We start from the raw sequence: 15,956 nt of genomic DNA on the forward strand, positions 1-15,956 counted from the left end.
GCCATTTTGGGGCTCCGGACGGTTTTTAATTTTTGCCTTTTTTAACGTTTTCGGCAACCTCGTTTTTGGGGTATTTGGGCAGCGGCCTGGCCGCTCGAAAACTTTTGCCGTCCAAGAGCAGGGAGTAAGCGCCGTGGCGGATGCGGTCGATGGTGGCCGAGCCCAGCAGTTTATTGGGGAAGGCGTCGCCCCACTCGTTGAGATCCAGGTTGCTGGTGATGATGGTGGAACGGCGCTCGTAACGTTCTCCAATCAGATCATGGATATCCTCATCCTGGGGGGTACGCAGGGGTTTGAGGCCAAAGTCGTCAATGATCAGCAGGTCGACCTTGGCCAGGGCGTTAAGCCGCCGTTCATAGGCGTTGGTGGCGCGGGCGGCGTGGAGTTGGCCCAGCATCTTGGTCTGGGTGGTGAAGAGCACATCGTAGCCCATTCTGACCGCGCAGTGGCCGATGGCCTGGGCGATATGGCTCTTGCCGGTGCCGCAGGGGCCGACCACCAGCAGGTTGGCGCCCTCTTCCAGGAAACGGCAGGTGGCCAAGTCCATGATCAGGGCGCGGTTGATGTTGGGGTTGAAGGAGAAGTCGAACTCCTCCAGGGTTTTGTGGTTACGGAAGTTGGCCCGGCGGACACGCATGGCGAACTTGCGCTGGGAACGGCGGGCGACTTCGTCCTGTACCAGCATGGCCAGGAAGTCGGTGTAGGCCAGCTTTTCCTCGATGGCCTGGCGGTTTCTGGCTTCCAGGGAATCAAGGATGCCGGAGAGTCGCAACTGTTTGAGCATGGGGATCAGTTCGGGCATGGGGTTCATTAAGCTTCCTCCTTATCAGTGAAAAAGTTGTTGGCGCTGGAAGCGGCCCTGGCCGCGGTAGGCCACGCCGGCCGCCACCGGTTCCGTTTCCGGGGGCTGTTGGTCAAGCCCCTTGCCGAGGATGGTTTTGACCGTGATGTATTGGGGGCTGTCGTAGATCAGCGCCCGGTGACAGGCGGCTTCCAGCCGCTCCGGGCCGTATTTGCCGGCCAACCGGAGCACCCCCTGGGCCGCCCGGAGATGATCAACCACCCGGTGGCTCAACAGCCGCTTGACCAGGTGGTGGCAGCGGGGACCGATCTCACCGGCCTGTTTGAGGCACCACTGGGGATCGCGCATCAGGTAGGCGACGGCGTCCGGTGGTAGGTGGTCGACACAGGTGGCCTTCTGGCCGGGTCGGGCACAGCGGGGATGGACCGCCACCTGTTGATGCTGGTGGTAGATCTTGACGGTGGTTTCCGTCGCCTTGACCCACAGCTTTTTGTGCACCAGCTTGAAGGGGGCGGAGTAGTAGGCTTTGTCGAACTGGAGATGGCAGTTGCCGTGCAGCTTGTGCTCGGCCCAAACCGCCAACTCCGGGGCCACGGCGGGCAAAGGTTTAAGAAAAGCCTTCTCCGCCTCGGCGAACATGACCAGCGGCTTTTGCTTGGTGGTGCCGTGGCTACGGTTGCCGGCCGTTGCCAGCACCCACTCCTTAAGCTGACGATTGGCGTCGACCAAGCTACGGAACTCGCGCAAGGGCAGGAAGTTGTTTTTGACGTATTTGACGCCGGATTCCACCCGCCCCTTCATCTGGGGTTGGCGCGGCGGGCAGGGCGAGATCAGAAAGCCGTAACCTTCGGCAAACTCGGCGTAGGAACGGTTCACCGCCGGATCGTGCCAGCAGGCCTTGATGATCCCGGCCTTGAGGTTGTCGATCATCACCTTGGCCGGCACCCCGCCGAAGAACTCGAAGGCCCGGCGGTGACAACCCAGCCAGGTCGCCACCTTCTGGTCGCGGACGATCTCGGCGTACTGGTGCCGGCTGAAGGCCAGGGTCATGACGAACACCCAGGTGGAAAACGGCTTGCCGGTCTGGGAATCAAGCAGCTTGGGGCCGGAACCGAAGTCCACCTGGGCCGCTTCGCCGGGAGCAAAGTCCAGCATTACCGTGGCTTGAGGGTTGTCCTCTTTGAGGGTCTTAAGAAAACGTCTGACCGAGGAGTAGCTGCCGGTAAAGCCATGCTCACGCACCAGGGCCTGGTACATGGTGGTGCCGTTGATCCCGGCCGCCTGCCAGGTCTTGAGCTGCTCCTGGTACGGCAGCAGCATCGGCACCGCCGATTCGCCCGGGGCCGGCAGCGCGAGCACCTTGGCCAGCTCGGCATCATCCGGCAACTCTTGGGCGGGATCGAGCCAGCCCTGCTGCTGAGCCAAGGCCCGTAACTGCGCGGCCTTGCGGCGGCCCATCAGCTTAGCCTTGGCGATCTGGCGGTCGGATTGAACCGACCGCATTTGGGTAAGAACTTGACGGTATTGAAACATCTCGAACCTCCTGTTGGCCATCGGCTATCCCTCCTGAAAATGGGTTTTTCAGGGGGATATAGCCGATCCGCAGAAAGTCCGGGACCCGTTTATGAACTTAAGGGAAGGGGTGGCGCCATTAGCTGATCCGCAAGTGGCTCCATTAGCTGATCACGCCATGGCTCCATTAGCTGATCACGCCATGGCTCCATTAAGCTGATCCTTAACTGGCTCCATTAGCTGATCACGAAGTGGCTCCATAGGGGTGATCATTAACACGCGCTGGCAAACGGAGGTTGCAGCCGGTTATATCCGGGGCGATTTCGACCGGGCCGATGACCTGGAAACCTACACCGGCAATTGGCAGATCATCCACCGCCCGTCCGTGCGTAACCGCTTCACCCTGGGCTACGGTTACAACCAGACCAACTACCGGGAAGACACCCCGGACTACCGGTTGCACAGCCTCAGCAGCGGCTGGACCCATCATCTTAACCCGCACACCTCCCTAACCTTAAGCGGTGGCGTAACCAGGCTGGAACGCCGGGACCAGGCCTCGCATGACCACTCTACCTACGCCTTGGGGCTCCAGCGGCAACTGCAGCGGGGTTCACTTTCCCTAAGCGGCAGTCGCGGCATCGATGAAAGGCAGTTCAGCGGGGGGGACGAGGGCGACCTGGTCCGCTACCGGCAGGTTAACGCCGCCGGCCGTTATCAGTTAACCGCACGTCTGCACGCCGACCTCACCCTTTCACGGCGCGACAACGATTATGTGGACCGGCCACTGGAGTACCGCGAACGAATCCACGAAGCTGGTTTCGGCCTGAACTACCGCCTGGGCCAAAATTACACCATTGCCACCCGTTACCGTTTCCGGGAGCTGGACACCGACGAAAACCTTGGCGACTACCAGGTGCACCGCTGGTTTGTGGAACTAAGCGGCACCTACCCTCTTATGCAATGGTAAGCAGAAGATCATGAACGAACAGCAGCAACAACTATCCCGGGCCATCGGCTTTCTTTTCGACCACTTGCGGCTCATTCTCTTTTGCCTGCTCATCGGCATGGCCGCCGGTCTCGCCTGGTACTTGCAGAAACCCAAGGTATACCAGGCCTCGGCGCTGCTCATGTACCAGCAGCAGCAAATCAACCCTTCCCGGATGTCCCCGGATGTTCAAACCCGCCTCCAGGAAATGGTCAATACCGTGGGCCAGCAGGTCACCAGCCTAAGCAATCTTGAAGAGATAATCGAGACCAACAACCTCTACCCGGAGCGGCGGCAACGCCAGCCCATGGTCGATGTGGTGGCGGCCATGCGGGGAAATATCAGTATTCAACCTCAGCGAGATGCCGCTGTTTTCCGGGTCTCCTTCACCGGCTCCGAGCCCCGACAGGTCATGCTGGCCACCAACGCCCTGGCCGCCAAATTTGTGGAGGAAAACATCCGTTTCCGGGAACAGCGGGTAAGCGAGACTTTGGCTTATATTAGAGATGAGCTGGCCATCGCCAAGGCCTCTCTGGACAAACAGGAACAAGGCATGCGCGACTACAAGCTGCGCTACTACAATGAAATGCCCGAGCAGCGAGCTGCCAATATCGCCCGCCTCAACACCCTGCAGACCCAGTACCAGAATATCCAGAACAATCTCCAAGACTTGAAACGCACCCAGGTATTAATTCAGGAACAGATTAACCTGCGCCAGGACATCCTGGCCAGGATAGCCGAAGGCCAGACCGGCGGCGCTTTTCCAAGAGAGGCTCCCCCCACTGAACTGGAAAGGATTCGCCAGGAGCTGCAAAACCTCCAGGACCGTTACACCGACAATCACCCCGACGTTCGGCGCCTGCAAAACCGTCTCAGCGCCCTGAAAGCAGAGCTTGCAGCCATCGCCGACCCGAAGGATGAAACTGTAAGTGACGCACCTTCTGCCCCCCTCCAGCCGGCACACGACACCCAGCTGGCGCAACTGGAACTGCAGCTAAAGGAAATCGAAATCAGCGCCGCCCGTCTTACCCGGGAGCAGGAAGCGGTACGGCAGCAAATTGACCTGGTCCAGCAGTGGGTGGACACAACCCCCGTTCGGGAAGCGGAATGGGCCGCCCTGACCCGCGATTACCGGCAGCTGCAGCAACATTATGAAAACCTGGTCGCCCGCAGCCTGGAGGCCGAATCCGCCGAATTGCTGGAACAGCGACAGCGCGGCAGCCAGTTCCGGATCATCGAGTCCGCCCATCTGCCCAACCAACCCTTCAGCCCCAACTTCCGCAAAATCATGATCATGGCCGCCGCCGCCGGCCTGGGAATGGGCCTGATGCTTAGCTACGCCCGGGATTTCATGGACAGCTCCTTTAAAAACGTCCAGGATCTGGAAAATTTTCTGGGGCTTTCAGTAACCTGCACCATCCCCCTGTTGCCCACCGCCCGCGAAAAAAGGTGGGCGCGGCTGGGCCATGTTTTCTGGTTCATTGCGCTGGGTACCGGCTTTGCCCTGCTGGGCGGCGGCATGGTGCTGTTCTGGCTCCGAGGCGAAATAATTCTGTAGAGACCGCGCCATGTATACATCATATTACGGCCTGCACAAAAACCCTTTCGACCTGGCGCCGAACCCCAGCGCGGTGTTCATGAGCGAATCCCACCAGGAGGCAATTTCCGTTCTGCGCTACGGGGTAATCGACCGCAAAGGGTTTCTGCTGCTCACCGGCGACGTGGGCACCGGCAAAACCACCTTGCTGCAGTTCTTCGTCGCCTCTTTTGGCAACCGGATCCGTTATTGCCTGATCAGCAACCCCACCCTGTCGGTCCAGGACTTCTACCAGACCCTGGCCGAGGAGCTCTCGCTGCCCTCACCCGGCGGCAGCAAAGCTCGCTTCCTCCAGGAGTTCAAGAAGCTGCTGGCCGACTGCCAGCAACGCGATGAGCGGGTGATTCTCATCATCGACGAGGCCCATGTCCTGCCGCTGAAGCTGCTGGAGGAAGTTCGCCTGCTCGCCAACCAGGACAACGGCGTCGGCGGCGTTTTAAGCGTCTTCCTGGTGGGGCAGCCGGAACTCAACCAGCGCCTGACCGACCCTCAGCTGCTGGCGCTAAGACAGCGCATCGCCACCCGTTATCACCTGGAACCCTTCGACCGCGACACCACCGTGGCCTATATCAGTTTCCGCCTGCGGCAGGCCGGCGCCAGCCGCTTTGATCTTTTCACCGCGCCGGCCCTCAGCCTGATTCACAAGGCCAGCCGGGGAGTGCCCCGGGTGATCAATCTTATTTGCGGCCAGGCCCTGCTCACCGGCTTTGCCGACGGCCGGCCGGTGATCAACGTGGGCACGATCCGGGAGAGCATCAAGGACCTGCGCCTGCCCGGCGCCGGGCGCCGGCTGCCCCTGCCCAGAAAAAGCCTTTTGGCCCCGCCGGCCTGGCTTTTCACCACCCGGGCCCGGGCCATGCTTGGGGCCGGGCTGCTGCTGTCATTGCTGCTGGTCGGCGGCATCCTGTGGCAGCCGGAATATTTACAGCAAACCAAAGAACTGCTCCAGGCCGCTCGGGCCCTGGTACGGTCATAAAAAAGGAGCAACCCGGCATGGGAAAAGTCCACAAGGCTCTGCAAAGAAGCGGTGTAATCAACGGAGAGATACCTTCTGCCGACCCGCCTGCGGCCGGTCACTCCACCGCCTCGGTCAGGCCAACGACTGATCTTTTTAAGCCACAGTTTGAGCCGCGGCCGCCCAAGGCCCGACCATCTGCCCCGCAGGACCCGGCCGGTAAACCCTCTCCTGCCGCCGCCCCCGCCGGCGCCAAACCGCCAACCTTTGCCGGCTGGGATGAAAGGCTGCTTAGTGCCATCGGCACCGCCTCGGAGGTATCGGAAGAGTTCCGGCGCCTGCGCACCCAAATTCTGCACCCCGCCGGAGAAATCGATCCGCCGCGCACCATCATGGTGGTAAGTGCGGTACCCGCCGAGGGCAAAACCCTGGTGTCCTCCGGCTTGGCCATCTCGCTGGCCCAAGGGGTGGAAGAATATGCCCTGGCCATAGACTGCGACCTGCGGCGCCCCGCCCTGGCCTCCATGTTCGGCCAGGACAACGACTTGGGGCTGGCAGATCATCTGGCCCGCGGGATAGACCTCGGCCGTCTGATCCGCAAAACCGAGCTGGCCAAACTTTCCCTTATTCCCGGCGGCCTGCCGCCGGCCAACCCGGCGGAACTGCTTGGCTCGGACCGACTTGAGGCGATGGTCGACGAGGTGTCACGGCGTTACCCGGACCGCTATGTCATCTTCGACAGCCCACCGTTGCGGGAAGCGGCGGAAACCGCCATCCTGGCCCGGCTGGTGGATGGAGTCGTCCTGGTGGTGCGGCAAGGCCGATCCCGGCGGGATGATATTGAACAACTGGTGGCTACCATCGGGCCGGAAAAAATTGTCGGGGTGGTTTTCAACGCCTACCAGCACAACCTGCTGGAGAGGAAAATTACCAAACCATACGGTGGCTATTACTCAACCTACCGGACTTACCAGGAAAACCTAAAATGAGCAGTGCTATGCAGCAGGAAAAACTCAAAAACCCTCAATCAACTCCCGGCCCCGCCGCTGACCCCGGCACCCTGCAACAGGAGCTGACCAGGGCCCGCCTGGAAGTGGAGCGGCTGAAAAAGAATCGAATTGCCTTGTTCGACGTGATGCTGGACATGGTTTTTTTGATTCGGGACGACTATGTGATTGAGTACATGAACGCCAGCGCCATTCGCACCTTCGGCGACCAGTGCGGCCGCATCTGCCACCAGGCCCTGGAAGGACGCCACGACCCCTGCCCCAACTGCCCGGTCACCATTTCATCGGCAGGCAAAGCGGCCGAAGGCCTTTTTGAGCGCAAACTGGGACAGATTTACGTTGAGTACAACTACGTTTCCTTTCAAGGTTACCGCAATGACCAGCTGGTGATGATCGTCATGCGTGATATCACCGCCCGCAAACAACAGGAGGCCGAACTGGCCCAGATGCACAACGACATCGAGACGGTCCTGCAGCAAAAGATCCAGGCACTACGTGAAAGCGAGCGGGTGCGGCAGGAACTGAGCCAGGAGGTCAACATCCTCAAACAGGAACTGGACCGGCACTGCCAGCAGCAGGACGGAATGGTAGGATCATCTCGCAGAATCCAGGAATTAAGGGAGTTGACCAGTCACGTGGCCGACTCCGAAGCCACCATTCTGATCACCGGGGAGTCCGGTACCGGCAAAGAGCTGGTGGCCGACATCATCCACAAGCGCAGCCAGCGACACAACAAACCGCTGTTCAAATTCAACTGTGCCGCGGTTTCCGAAAACCTGCTGGAAAGTGAGCTTTTCGGTTACGAAAAAGGGGCCTTCACCGGCGCCACTTCCCGGCACCGGGGCAAGTTCGAAACAGCCAATGGTGGAACTATATTCCTGGACGAAATAGGCGACATCAGCCCCAGAATGCAGGCGGCGCTGTTGCGGGTATTGCAAAACGGTGAAATCGTCCGGGTGGGCGGCAACGAAACGATCAAAACCGATGCCAGAATCATCGCCGCCACCAACGTCAACTTGGGCGCCGCCGTGGAAGAAGGTCGTTTCCGGCGAGACCTTTACTACCGGCTCAATGTCATCAACATTCACCTCCCACCCTTGCGAGAACGGCGGGAAGACATCGTCCCCCTGGTCACCCATTTCGTAACGAAATACCGGGCCGCTTTTCAGAAAAACATCGATTACCTGCCCAATGGGATCATGGACCGCCTTCTCCAGCACAATTGGCCGGGCAACATCCGGGAGCTGGAAAACGTCATCAAGAGGGCCATCCTGCTGGCCAGAAATAACATCATCACCGAAAAAGAAGTTTCCTTTGAGTCGCACGAGGACGGCCCAGCGCAAGACAACGCAGTGCCGATCCTTGAAAATTGGATGCTGGAACAACCACTGAAGGAAACATTGGCCAAACTGGAGGGCAAAATCATGGCTTCTGCCCTAAAGCAGTATCAGTACAACCCGCAAGTCGTGGCCAAGGTTCTCAAGCTGGGCAAAACGACGCTTTATGAAAAAATGAAACGCCACGGCCTGACCGACAACGGAAATCGACAAAACCGGCATTGATTTTGCAACAAGCCTTTTCATAACTTAGGAGGAAGGCCTCTTGCCACTACCTCATCACTTTTGCACTTATTGATCGACAGAAATCATGATCAATACTCAACCAATAACAACCTGCCCTTACTGGTGCCCCAACTGCCTGCAACGTTGCACTTTCGCGGCAGGAGGCCTTTACCTGCCACTACTGGAGCACACGCTTAAATTCTGCCGCTCCCGGCACTGGGAAAGATGCCCCCAGTACCAGCGCGGCTGTGAAGCTTTGACTAGCCAGGCAGTCCCCCCACCCTCATCCCTGGACCAAGGCCGGCGGCGGCACCAAAGATTTGTTCGTCGCCATCCACTAACCCTGAAACTTAAGGAACAACCAGGCGGACCAGACCCTGCCCCCCGTACCCTACATGCCCAAACCCTGGACATCAGCCAGGGCGGCATGAAGATCGAAACCAAAGCCGGCGCCCCGGCGACGGATAAGATCTCTTTCTGCTTCGGCAAAGATTTTCCCTTGCCCGGCTTTACCGGTGAAGCCAGGATACTCTGGCAATCGCAAGACGACAAGACCGGCCATCACCGACTTGGCCTGATTTTTGTTGGCCAGAAAGCCCGTTGGGCCATTGGCGAGTCACTGCTGCTGGCCTGACCGCTGCCCCTTTCCGCTGAGCTACAACAGAGTTCCCTTTTCTGAACTACCAACTCCCGCCTCAACTTACTGTTTGATCGTTTTTTTACCCCCACAAGTTCCGTTTTCCGAAAAACGGAACACCCTTACAAAAACGTCGTTAACTTAACACATTACGGATTGACCTACTTCACCTGTTCTATTTTACGAAACGCCTGCCGTAAGCGAACTGGTCGTTAGATCATTCTTTTTCAGACACAAGTCCCGTTTCCCGGAAAGCGAACTCCGCCCCCGCCCTGCCACACCACACCACCACAAGCCATATTTCACATATATTCAGAATCATAGCCACAAACAAACAATTGGCATGGTTGCTGCATGTATACCAAGCACCGGATGTAATTTTAATAAAGGTTGTCTTTTGCTGGGTAAAGCACGAGTTGCCTTTGGGAGAATGGGAAAAAGCGCGGTCTTTAAAAAACGCAAGGAGGAAAAAAATGAACAAAAAACAAAAAATTACCGCCATAGCGCTAACAGCCCTGGCTTGCGGGCTACTGGCGGGCAAGGCTTCGGCTGCGCCCAGCACCGAAACGTATTACGACACCTGGAATACCTTCCCTGGCTGGGAAGCGTTTATGGGTGGCGTTGATTCGTACGGTGATCCGAAAATTTCAAAAATGGATGTTGTCTACCAAGAGGTAGCGGGGGAAAGGATCCTGGATTCGGTGGTGATTTATTTGGAAGATCGCCTGGTGTGGGACTCTTTGTTCATCAATGCTGATTACGACAAGTCCAATGGCGAAATATGGGATGCCTGGGATTACATGGTCAGAGATCAGAGAGAAGCCGGGTATTGGGAAAAAGGAGAGGCCGGCTACCTCACTGATCTGGGCAGTGACATGGGATTTTACGAAGTTGCCAGCGATTACAATTATACTACCGCGACCCGACCCAACGCTCGCGAGGGGCATGCCAACGGCATTTACGTCGGCGACCTGACCTGGGTGGAACTGGATATAAATGACGATTTTATCACCTATAATGGATCCGAGTTGGTTTACAATTTCTCCTATCTTTATACGGCTGGGCTGGCCGAGATAATTTTAGGTGACAGCTACATGATCGCTTACTCGCCTTGGTGTGCCAACGACGTTATCGGCACCGTTCCCGAGCCCGGCACCTTGCTGCTTTTCGGTGCCGGCCTGGCAGGGCTGGTTGGGATTGCCCGCCGGCGCATCCAGCTGTAGCCCGCTGATTAAACATCGTACTGCAAACAAGCCCTGCCACTTGGTGGCGGGGCTTGTTTTGTTTTAACTGAACCCAAGCACCCTGACATCACCCCCCTGGCAACCATAGACAAACACGGCGGCAAAGTTGCGATATATTGTGAAGAGTAAAGGAGTACTAAAATGTTCTGGTGAACGATTGGTGATCCACCAGCAATCCGGCACCTGCCTCCTCAACATAACCTCGCAGTATGGCACGGGACTCGTCACACCCCCAGCCGCAGACCAATGACACCGCCAGCACCCCCGCATCCCTCCGTCCGGCAAAGATCCCCTTCAATTGGACGAGCCTGGCGTACTGACGATTAACCACCGGCGTGCCTGCAACGTAATACCAAGACCAGATCAGGCGGCGCTGACCATAAAGTATTCCAACATGCTCCACAACCTGCATTTTTTGGCCAGCGATATTGACTTCAACCAAGCTTACTCCGAGTTGCCTCCACCCTTCACCGGTCACAGAATTGCCGGAGGTAAACAGTTCCGCACCCCAGTCCTGAACCGGATATAGGGCACGATAAACTTCGAACGTCTCACCACCACCCCATTTATCAACAAGACGCTGCTCAACGGCCTGTTGCGTGACCGGTGACCAGGCGGACGGGAAACGATCCACCTCACGAGCAGTTGACGAAACGTACGGCAGCAAACCGACCCCTGCCGGAGACGACGACAGGGAACCGCCCCAGCCAACCAAAGCCGGCACAAGCAGCAAGGTGGACGCCAAAACCGCGGCACCACTCCATGAGGCGAGAGAACCGGCCAGGGATGTTACACCCGATGACTGTGAACCCGGCGACGTGGCACCAAAACCCAACTTCCTGGCACCGAATGCATTCGTTGCAGCGGATGCTCCAACAGTCGCCAGTTCCCGACCCTCCAGCCATCGCGCCAGCATGAGCACCGGCGCGAAAAAGACCAAGAATACAATCCAGCCGTAAGTGTTGTGCTCCGCAACCAAACTGTGCTGCATGTCGGTGAAATGTCCGATCAGGATCAGGGTGTAGATGCGGACCCAGTTCGAGAAAATTGCCGCAAGTCCGGCAACGCCGACCAGCAACAGGCGGTAGCGCTTCTTGCGGAGATACATCAGCGCGAAGAAGCAGGCCAGCGTAAGGGCGGCAACAAAATAACTCACACCACTGCACCCTTGGGCAATCTCGAATATGCCGGCCGGGATGTGAATAAATTTACCGTCAAGGTATGCTGTAAACCCACTAAACACGATCACCTGGCCAACAACCACAGCGGCAAGTGACTGGAGTGGCACATTGAAAAGCCAGAAAGGAGCAATGGCAAAATAGAGGAACAGCGCCGGCAACAACAACCGGCGAACAGCCGGAGCACCGAACAACAACCAGACACAACACAAAAACACCGGCGGTAAAAGCAATGAACGGCTAGCATCAATAAATACCAGCCCCATGATCGCCAGCAGGCCAACCAACCCGGCCAGTGGGACAGCCCCGCGCCAGTCCGGCCTCAGCCTGTCTGGTGGATCGCGGCGCCAGTATCGATATCCCATCCACATACTAAGCATCAGGTTCAGGTAGCCATGCGAATAGATGCCGTGGACACTGCTCCATTGGGCATGCAGCCAGCGCCAGATCGGCTCCAGCCCAATTGCGCCGGCGATCAGCACCAGAATCGTGGCCAGTAGGGCCCTCCATGGCACGGTCCAGGCGCGAGCCCCGCCTGCCCTTCCGGCAACCGTTGCTGCCATGCTACCGAACACTCCCCGATCCCACCAAAGTGAGGGATGCAAGAAAATGAGCTAGCTCCAGCGGATTACCGGGGGTAGCAATCAGATTGACGTAGCTGGATGAACTGGTTGACATGAGGAGAACCAACAAAGTGGATAACCATATAATAGCTGGTTTTGACAGCGACTCTTCTCATTAGTTGACCTCACTGCCTGCAAGTGGTCAACAGAAAAATGCAAAACAGCGTGTTTCTTGCCGACCTTTCCGGTTGACAACCGGTATTGCAATCGCTAAGAGATAACTTCCGAGCCATTTGATGATCGGATACCCTCTCCTAAGTATCTAACCGCAATTTGAACCCGGCACGGACATTGTTAATTTGCGAATGGCTGGATTCTCCCTGATACAACGCCGTGAACTCTGGGTCCCCACCCTGGCCGGCTGGCTAGTCCTGATCGTTTGCGGCTTGGCGACGGTGGTGATGGCCGGCCTCACTGTTTATCCATTTCTGGCGCCCAACGGCCCCGCGGCCGGAGCCCGGCTACTGGTGGTGGAGGGCTGGATGAATGCAACAGAGCTAGACCAGGTTATTGACGCGTACCGGAGAAGCGATTACCAACACGTCGTCACCACCGGTGGTCCGGTGGAGAGACGGCTGGGATTATCCGGCAACACCGACTATGCCGAACTTGCGGCCAACTATCTGCAAACTCACGGACTGACAGAGGTGCCTATAACGGCAATACCAGCGCCAGCCTCGGCCCAGAATCGCACCTTTCTAAGTGCCGTCATGGTGCGCAACTGGATGGAGGAGCAAAATCAGCAATACCAAGCCTTCGATCTCTTCTCCAGCGGGGCCCACACCCGGCGTTCACACCTGCTCTATCGCATGGCTTTCGGCCCGGAGATCAAGATCGGCATTCTGGCGGCCAAACCATCCAACTACGACCCGCGACGGTGGTGGCAAACAAGCGCCGGTGCCAGGGCGGTTCTTGGCGAATCCATTGGCTGGCTTTGGACCGTCTGCTTTTTCCGGCCCCCCCCCCCGGCTCCCACAAAGAATTATGGGGAGACTACCAGCCGTGAAGCCGTTGATCAGGGATTTGCTGGCATACACTCTTCAGGCAACCGGCATTACCGAGCCCCAACGCCGATTTGGCGATCATCTCTTCATAGCCACCTTCCACCGAGTGCTGCCGGAATCCCAGCGGCGACAATACCCCCTCCCCGGCCTGGCGGTTACCCCTGAGGAACTGGCCTGGTTTGTCCGTTTCTTTCAACAGCGTTTTCTTTGCCAAAGGCTGGATCTTGCCTGGCTTGAATACTCGGCAGGCAAGCCATCCAACCTGCCCAGACTGGCCATTACCTTCGACGATGGTCAACTCGACAACTATCTGCACGCCGCCCCGGTTCTGGATAGTCTGGGTGTTTCCGCAACCTTCTTCATCCCGGTTGAGGCGGTGGAAACGCAACAAATGCTTTGGCATGATCGCATGGGCTATGCCATTCAACTGCTGAAAGAAATTGAATCACAATCAGCTTTGCTGGTTCAGTTGGCGCATAATGACAACCAGAAGCCGGCAACGCCGCAAGCCGGGGTGACGGTAGCCAAGCACTGGCCCCCCGAAGCGCGACTGAATTGGATCAAAAAGGCCGAAGCGACACTGCCGACCACTATACCTGACTGGGACGGCATGATGAACTGGGAGCAGATCCATGATCTCAGCCGGCGCGGCCACGAAATTGGCAGTCACTCCTACAGCCATCCGTTGCTGACCCAGTGCGATGACAGCCATCTGGAACGGGAAATTACAACCTCCAAACAACGCATTGAAGCGGAAACCCGTTCGAGCATTTTCTCTTTTTGTTATCCCAATGGCGATCACGATCAGCGTGTGGTCGATGCCGTGGCGCAAGCCGGCTATTCCCTGGCAGTGACAACCCACTGGGGGAGCAACGCCCCGGGGACTGCCCCACACGCGCTACAACGACACGACATGGTAGCAACCAACGCCAGCGATCGCCACGGCCGGCTCTCCTCGGCCCGAATGGCGATGCGCATGACCGGCTGGGCTCAAGGAGTTCAACGATGACCGCACAGCACATTGCTTATCTGACCAGTGTCTACCCAGCACCCTCCCACACCTTTATACGCCGTGAAGTAGAGGCCCTGCGCGCACAAGGGATTGCTATCGACACTTTCAGCATTCGCAGACCGGACGCTGGCGCCCGCCTCGCCACTCCGGACCAGGAAGCCCTTCGCACTACCGATTACCTACTGCCCACCGGCCCATTTGAGCTATTGAAGAACCATCTCTTCGCACTCGGCGGCCGACCAGTCGCCTATCTCTCAACGCTGCGCAAAGCCTTGGGCCATCGCCCCCCAGGATCACGCGGCCTGCTCTGGTCCCTGTTCTATTTTGCGGAAGCGATTATGCTGGCGGCCAAACTCAAAGCGCGCGGGATCACTCATCTCCACAACCATTTCGCTAATTCGGGCGCGGACGTCGGCATGCTGGCCAGCCACTTTCTTAACATACCATGGAGCCTGACGCTCCATGGCTCGGCGGACTGGGCCTATCCCGCAGGCTATCTGTTAGCGGAAAAAATCAAGGCAGCCGCCTTTGTCGCCTGTGTTTCAAACTATGGACGCTCCCAGGCGATGCGGATCAGTCATCCTGCTTACTGGCGCAAAATCTTCATCGCCCGTTGCGGAATCGAGCTGTCCGTTTTCCCCAAAAGCCCTCACGGACACCAACGCAGCCAGCCGCTGCGGATTGTCACCGTGGGCCGGCTTTCACCAGAGAAAGGGCAACTTGGCCTGATCGAGGCATTTGCCGCAACACGTGCAAAAGGGGTGGAGGCACACCTCCGCATCATCGGCGATGGCCCGCTCCGAGAGCAACTTGAAGCCATGGTCAGCGATCTGGACCTGCAGGATCATTGCATATTGGCCGGTCAACAGCCGGAGGATGCAGTTCTGGAGGAGTTGGCAAAGGCGGACATTTTCGTCCTTTCCAGCTTTCTGGAGGGTCTGCCGGTGGTATTAATGGAAGCATTGGCCATGCAGGTACCGGTAATTGCGCCATGCGTGGCTGGTATACCCGAACTGGTCCTTCATGGTGATACGGGCTTGCTGTTTAACACAGGAGATTGGCAGGATTTGGCCGAAAAAATCGCATACGCCGCAGCCAACCCCGATCAATGCATAGCCATGGCCGCCAAGGGGCGCCGGTTGGTGGTTGAACTCTTTGATATCAACCGTGCCATAGAACCCAAAAAACAACGTTTCTTGTCAGGAGATCCAGGCAACGGGACGACGTTGTAAACAAAGGGGTTATCGTAACCATCACCATCCAGCTTTAAACTTTCCCCTTATTGAGGTCTGCGCCGCTTGCCACCGGCGAAAGAGAACGTGGAAGCACCCGGGGGGGGGGCGGGACTGTGACGGAGGCGGGAGGAACGTCTTTAACGACCACGCAGCCGGCCCCCACCATTGAATCATCACCAATCTCAACCCCCCCCAAAATGCGAGCGCCCACGTAAAGATCAACGTTGTTGCCAATTTTCGGCTGACCAGGCGTCGGCCCGGTCCCAACCGTCACATCGTGAAAGATTAAACAATTTTCTCCTACTTCCACCCCACTGCCAATCACAACATTCCATGGATGGATCAGGCACAAACCGGGGCCAATCCGCGCCCCTTTGCGACCCGCCCAGATATCGATATGAAACAGACGGGTCGGCAGCCGGAGGAGACGATAAAGGATCCACATGGGAAACCTTATAAACCGATACGGCAACCCATCCGCCCAATTACCGAACCGGTAGATCGCTCCTATCCAGAATCCACCTCGCTTGTACCAGTTGGGACCGTATCTGGCACTGTCGCGCTTCAGGTTTTCAAACATGGGAGTCACCATACTCCTGAACA

Annotated in this window: 13 protein-coding genes; 9 read left to right on the forward strand and 4 right to left on the reverse strand. The window is 57.7% G+C overall.

The genetic code is table 11. The features are described 5' to 3' along the window. Window positions 1–25: 25 nt before the first annotated feature. Window positions 26–811: an IS21-like element helper ATPase IstB gene (gene istB, locus DAAHT2_RS08845; protein ID WP_013162572.1), complete on the reverse strand. Its 786-nt coding sequence runs from the start codon at window positions 809–811 to the stop codon at window positions 26–28. A gap of 15 nt (window positions 812–826) precedes the next feature. Continuing rightward, complete coding sequence (gene istA / locus DAAHT2_RS08850; RefSeq protein WP_041718761.1) at window positions 827–2,335, reverse strand: IS21 family transposase; 1,509 nt, start codon at window positions 2,333–2,335, stop codon at window positions 827–829. Window positions 2,336–2,579: 244 nt separating this feature from the next. On the opposite strand from istA, the gene DAAHT2_RS08855 reads away from it, so the two are divergent. From DAAHT2_RS08855 to DAAHT2_RS08885, 7 genes are all read left to right on the forward strand, one after another. Beyond that, the gene (locus DAAHT2_RS08855; RefSeq protein WP_013163954.1) at window positions 2,580–3,281 is read left to right on the forward strand and encodes a porin family protein; all 702 of its coding nucleotides are present in this window, start codon (window positions 2,580–2,582) and stop codon (window positions 3,279–3,281) included. A gap of 10 nt (window positions 3,282–3,291) precedes the next feature. Then, window positions 3,292–4,857 (forward strand): GumC family protein, encoded by a 1,566-nt coding sequence (locus DAAHT2_RS08860; RefSeq protein WP_013163955.1) that lies wholly within the window; start codon window positions 3,292–3,294, stop codon window positions 4,855–4,857. Window positions 4,858–4,867: 10 nt separating this feature from the next. Further along, complete coding sequence (locus DAAHT2_RS08865) at window positions 4,868–5,872, forward strand: ExeA family protein (RefSeq protein WP_013163956.1); 1,005 nt, start codon at window positions 4,868–4,870, stop codon at window positions 5,870–5,872. Between the two features lie 17 nt (window positions 5,873–5,889). Next, window positions 5,890–6,840, forward strand: coding sequence for a polysaccharide biosynthesis tyrosine autokinase (locus DAAHT2_RS08870; RefSeq protein ID WP_013163957.1), 951 nt, complete (start codon window positions 5,890–5,892; stop codon window positions 6,838–6,840). Next, window positions 6,837–8,420, forward strand: coding sequence for a sigma-54 interaction domain-containing protein (locus DAAHT2_RS08875; protein ID WP_013163958.1), 1,584 nt, complete (start codon window positions 6,837–6,839; stop codon window positions 8,418–8,420). The genes DAAHT2_RS08870 and DAAHT2_RS08875 overlap by 4 nt, the downstream gene beginning before the upstream one ends. An 85-nt stretch (window positions 8,421–8,505) precedes the next feature. Then, window positions 8,506–9,054 (forward strand): PilZ domain-containing protein, encoded by a 549-nt coding sequence (locus DAAHT2_RS14345; protein WP_083774396.1) that lies wholly within the window; start codon window positions 8,506–8,508, stop codon window positions 9,052–9,054. A 476-nt stretch (window positions 9,055–9,530) separates the two neighbouring features. Beyond that, window positions 9,531–10,280, forward strand: coding sequence for a PEP-CTERM sorting domain-containing protein (locus tag DAAHT2_RS08885; protein ID WP_013163960.1), 750 nt, complete (start codon window positions 9,531–9,533; stop codon window positions 10,278–10,280). Between the two features lie 157 nt (window positions 10,281–10,437). Here DAAHT2_RS08885 and DAAHT2_RS08890 read toward each other — a convergent pair whose 3' ends face one another. Then, window positions 10,438–12,042: an exosortase C-terminal domain/associated protein EpsI gene (locus tag DAAHT2_RS08890; protein WP_013163961.1), complete on the reverse strand. Its 1,605-nt coding sequence runs from the start codon at window positions 12,040–12,042 to the stop codon at window positions 10,438–10,440. Between the two features lie 1,062 nt (window positions 12,043–13,104). On the opposite strand from DAAHT2_RS08890, the gene DAAHT2_RS08900 reads away from it, so the two are divergent. Both DAAHT2_RS08900 and DAAHT2_RS08905 read left to right on the forward strand, forming a co-directional pair. After that, on the forward strand, window positions 13,105–14,115 hold the full coding sequence (locus DAAHT2_RS08900; protein ID WP_013163962.1) for a polysaccharide deacetylase family protein: 1,011 nt from the start codon (window positions 13,105–13,107) through the stop codon (window positions 14,113–14,115). Further along, window positions 14,112–15,350: a glycosyltransferase family 4 protein gene (locus tag DAAHT2_RS08905; protein ID WP_013163963.1), complete on the forward strand. Its 1,239-nt coding sequence runs from the start codon at window positions 14,112–14,114 to the stop codon at window positions 15,348–15,350. Before DAAHT2_RS08900 ends, DAAHT2_RS08905 begins: the two co-directional genes overlap by 4 nt. A gap of 34 nt (window positions 15,351–15,384) precedes the next feature. Here DAAHT2_RS08905 and DAAHT2_RS13940 read toward each other — a convergent pair whose 3' ends face one another. Further along, window positions 15,385–15,933: a serine O-acetyltransferase gene (locus tag DAAHT2_RS13940; protein ID WP_013163964.1), complete on the reverse strand. Its 549-nt coding sequence runs from the start codon at window positions 15,931–15,933 to the stop codon at window positions 15,385–15,387. Between the last annotated feature and the right edge of the window lie 23 nt (window positions 15,934–15,956).

Source organism: Desulfurivibrio alkaliphilus AHT 2 (assembly GCF_000092205.1).
Taxonomy (GTDB): Bacteria; Desulfobacterota; Desulfobulbia; order Desulfobulbales; family Desulfurivibrionaceae; genus Desulfurivibrio; species Desulfurivibrio alkaliphilus.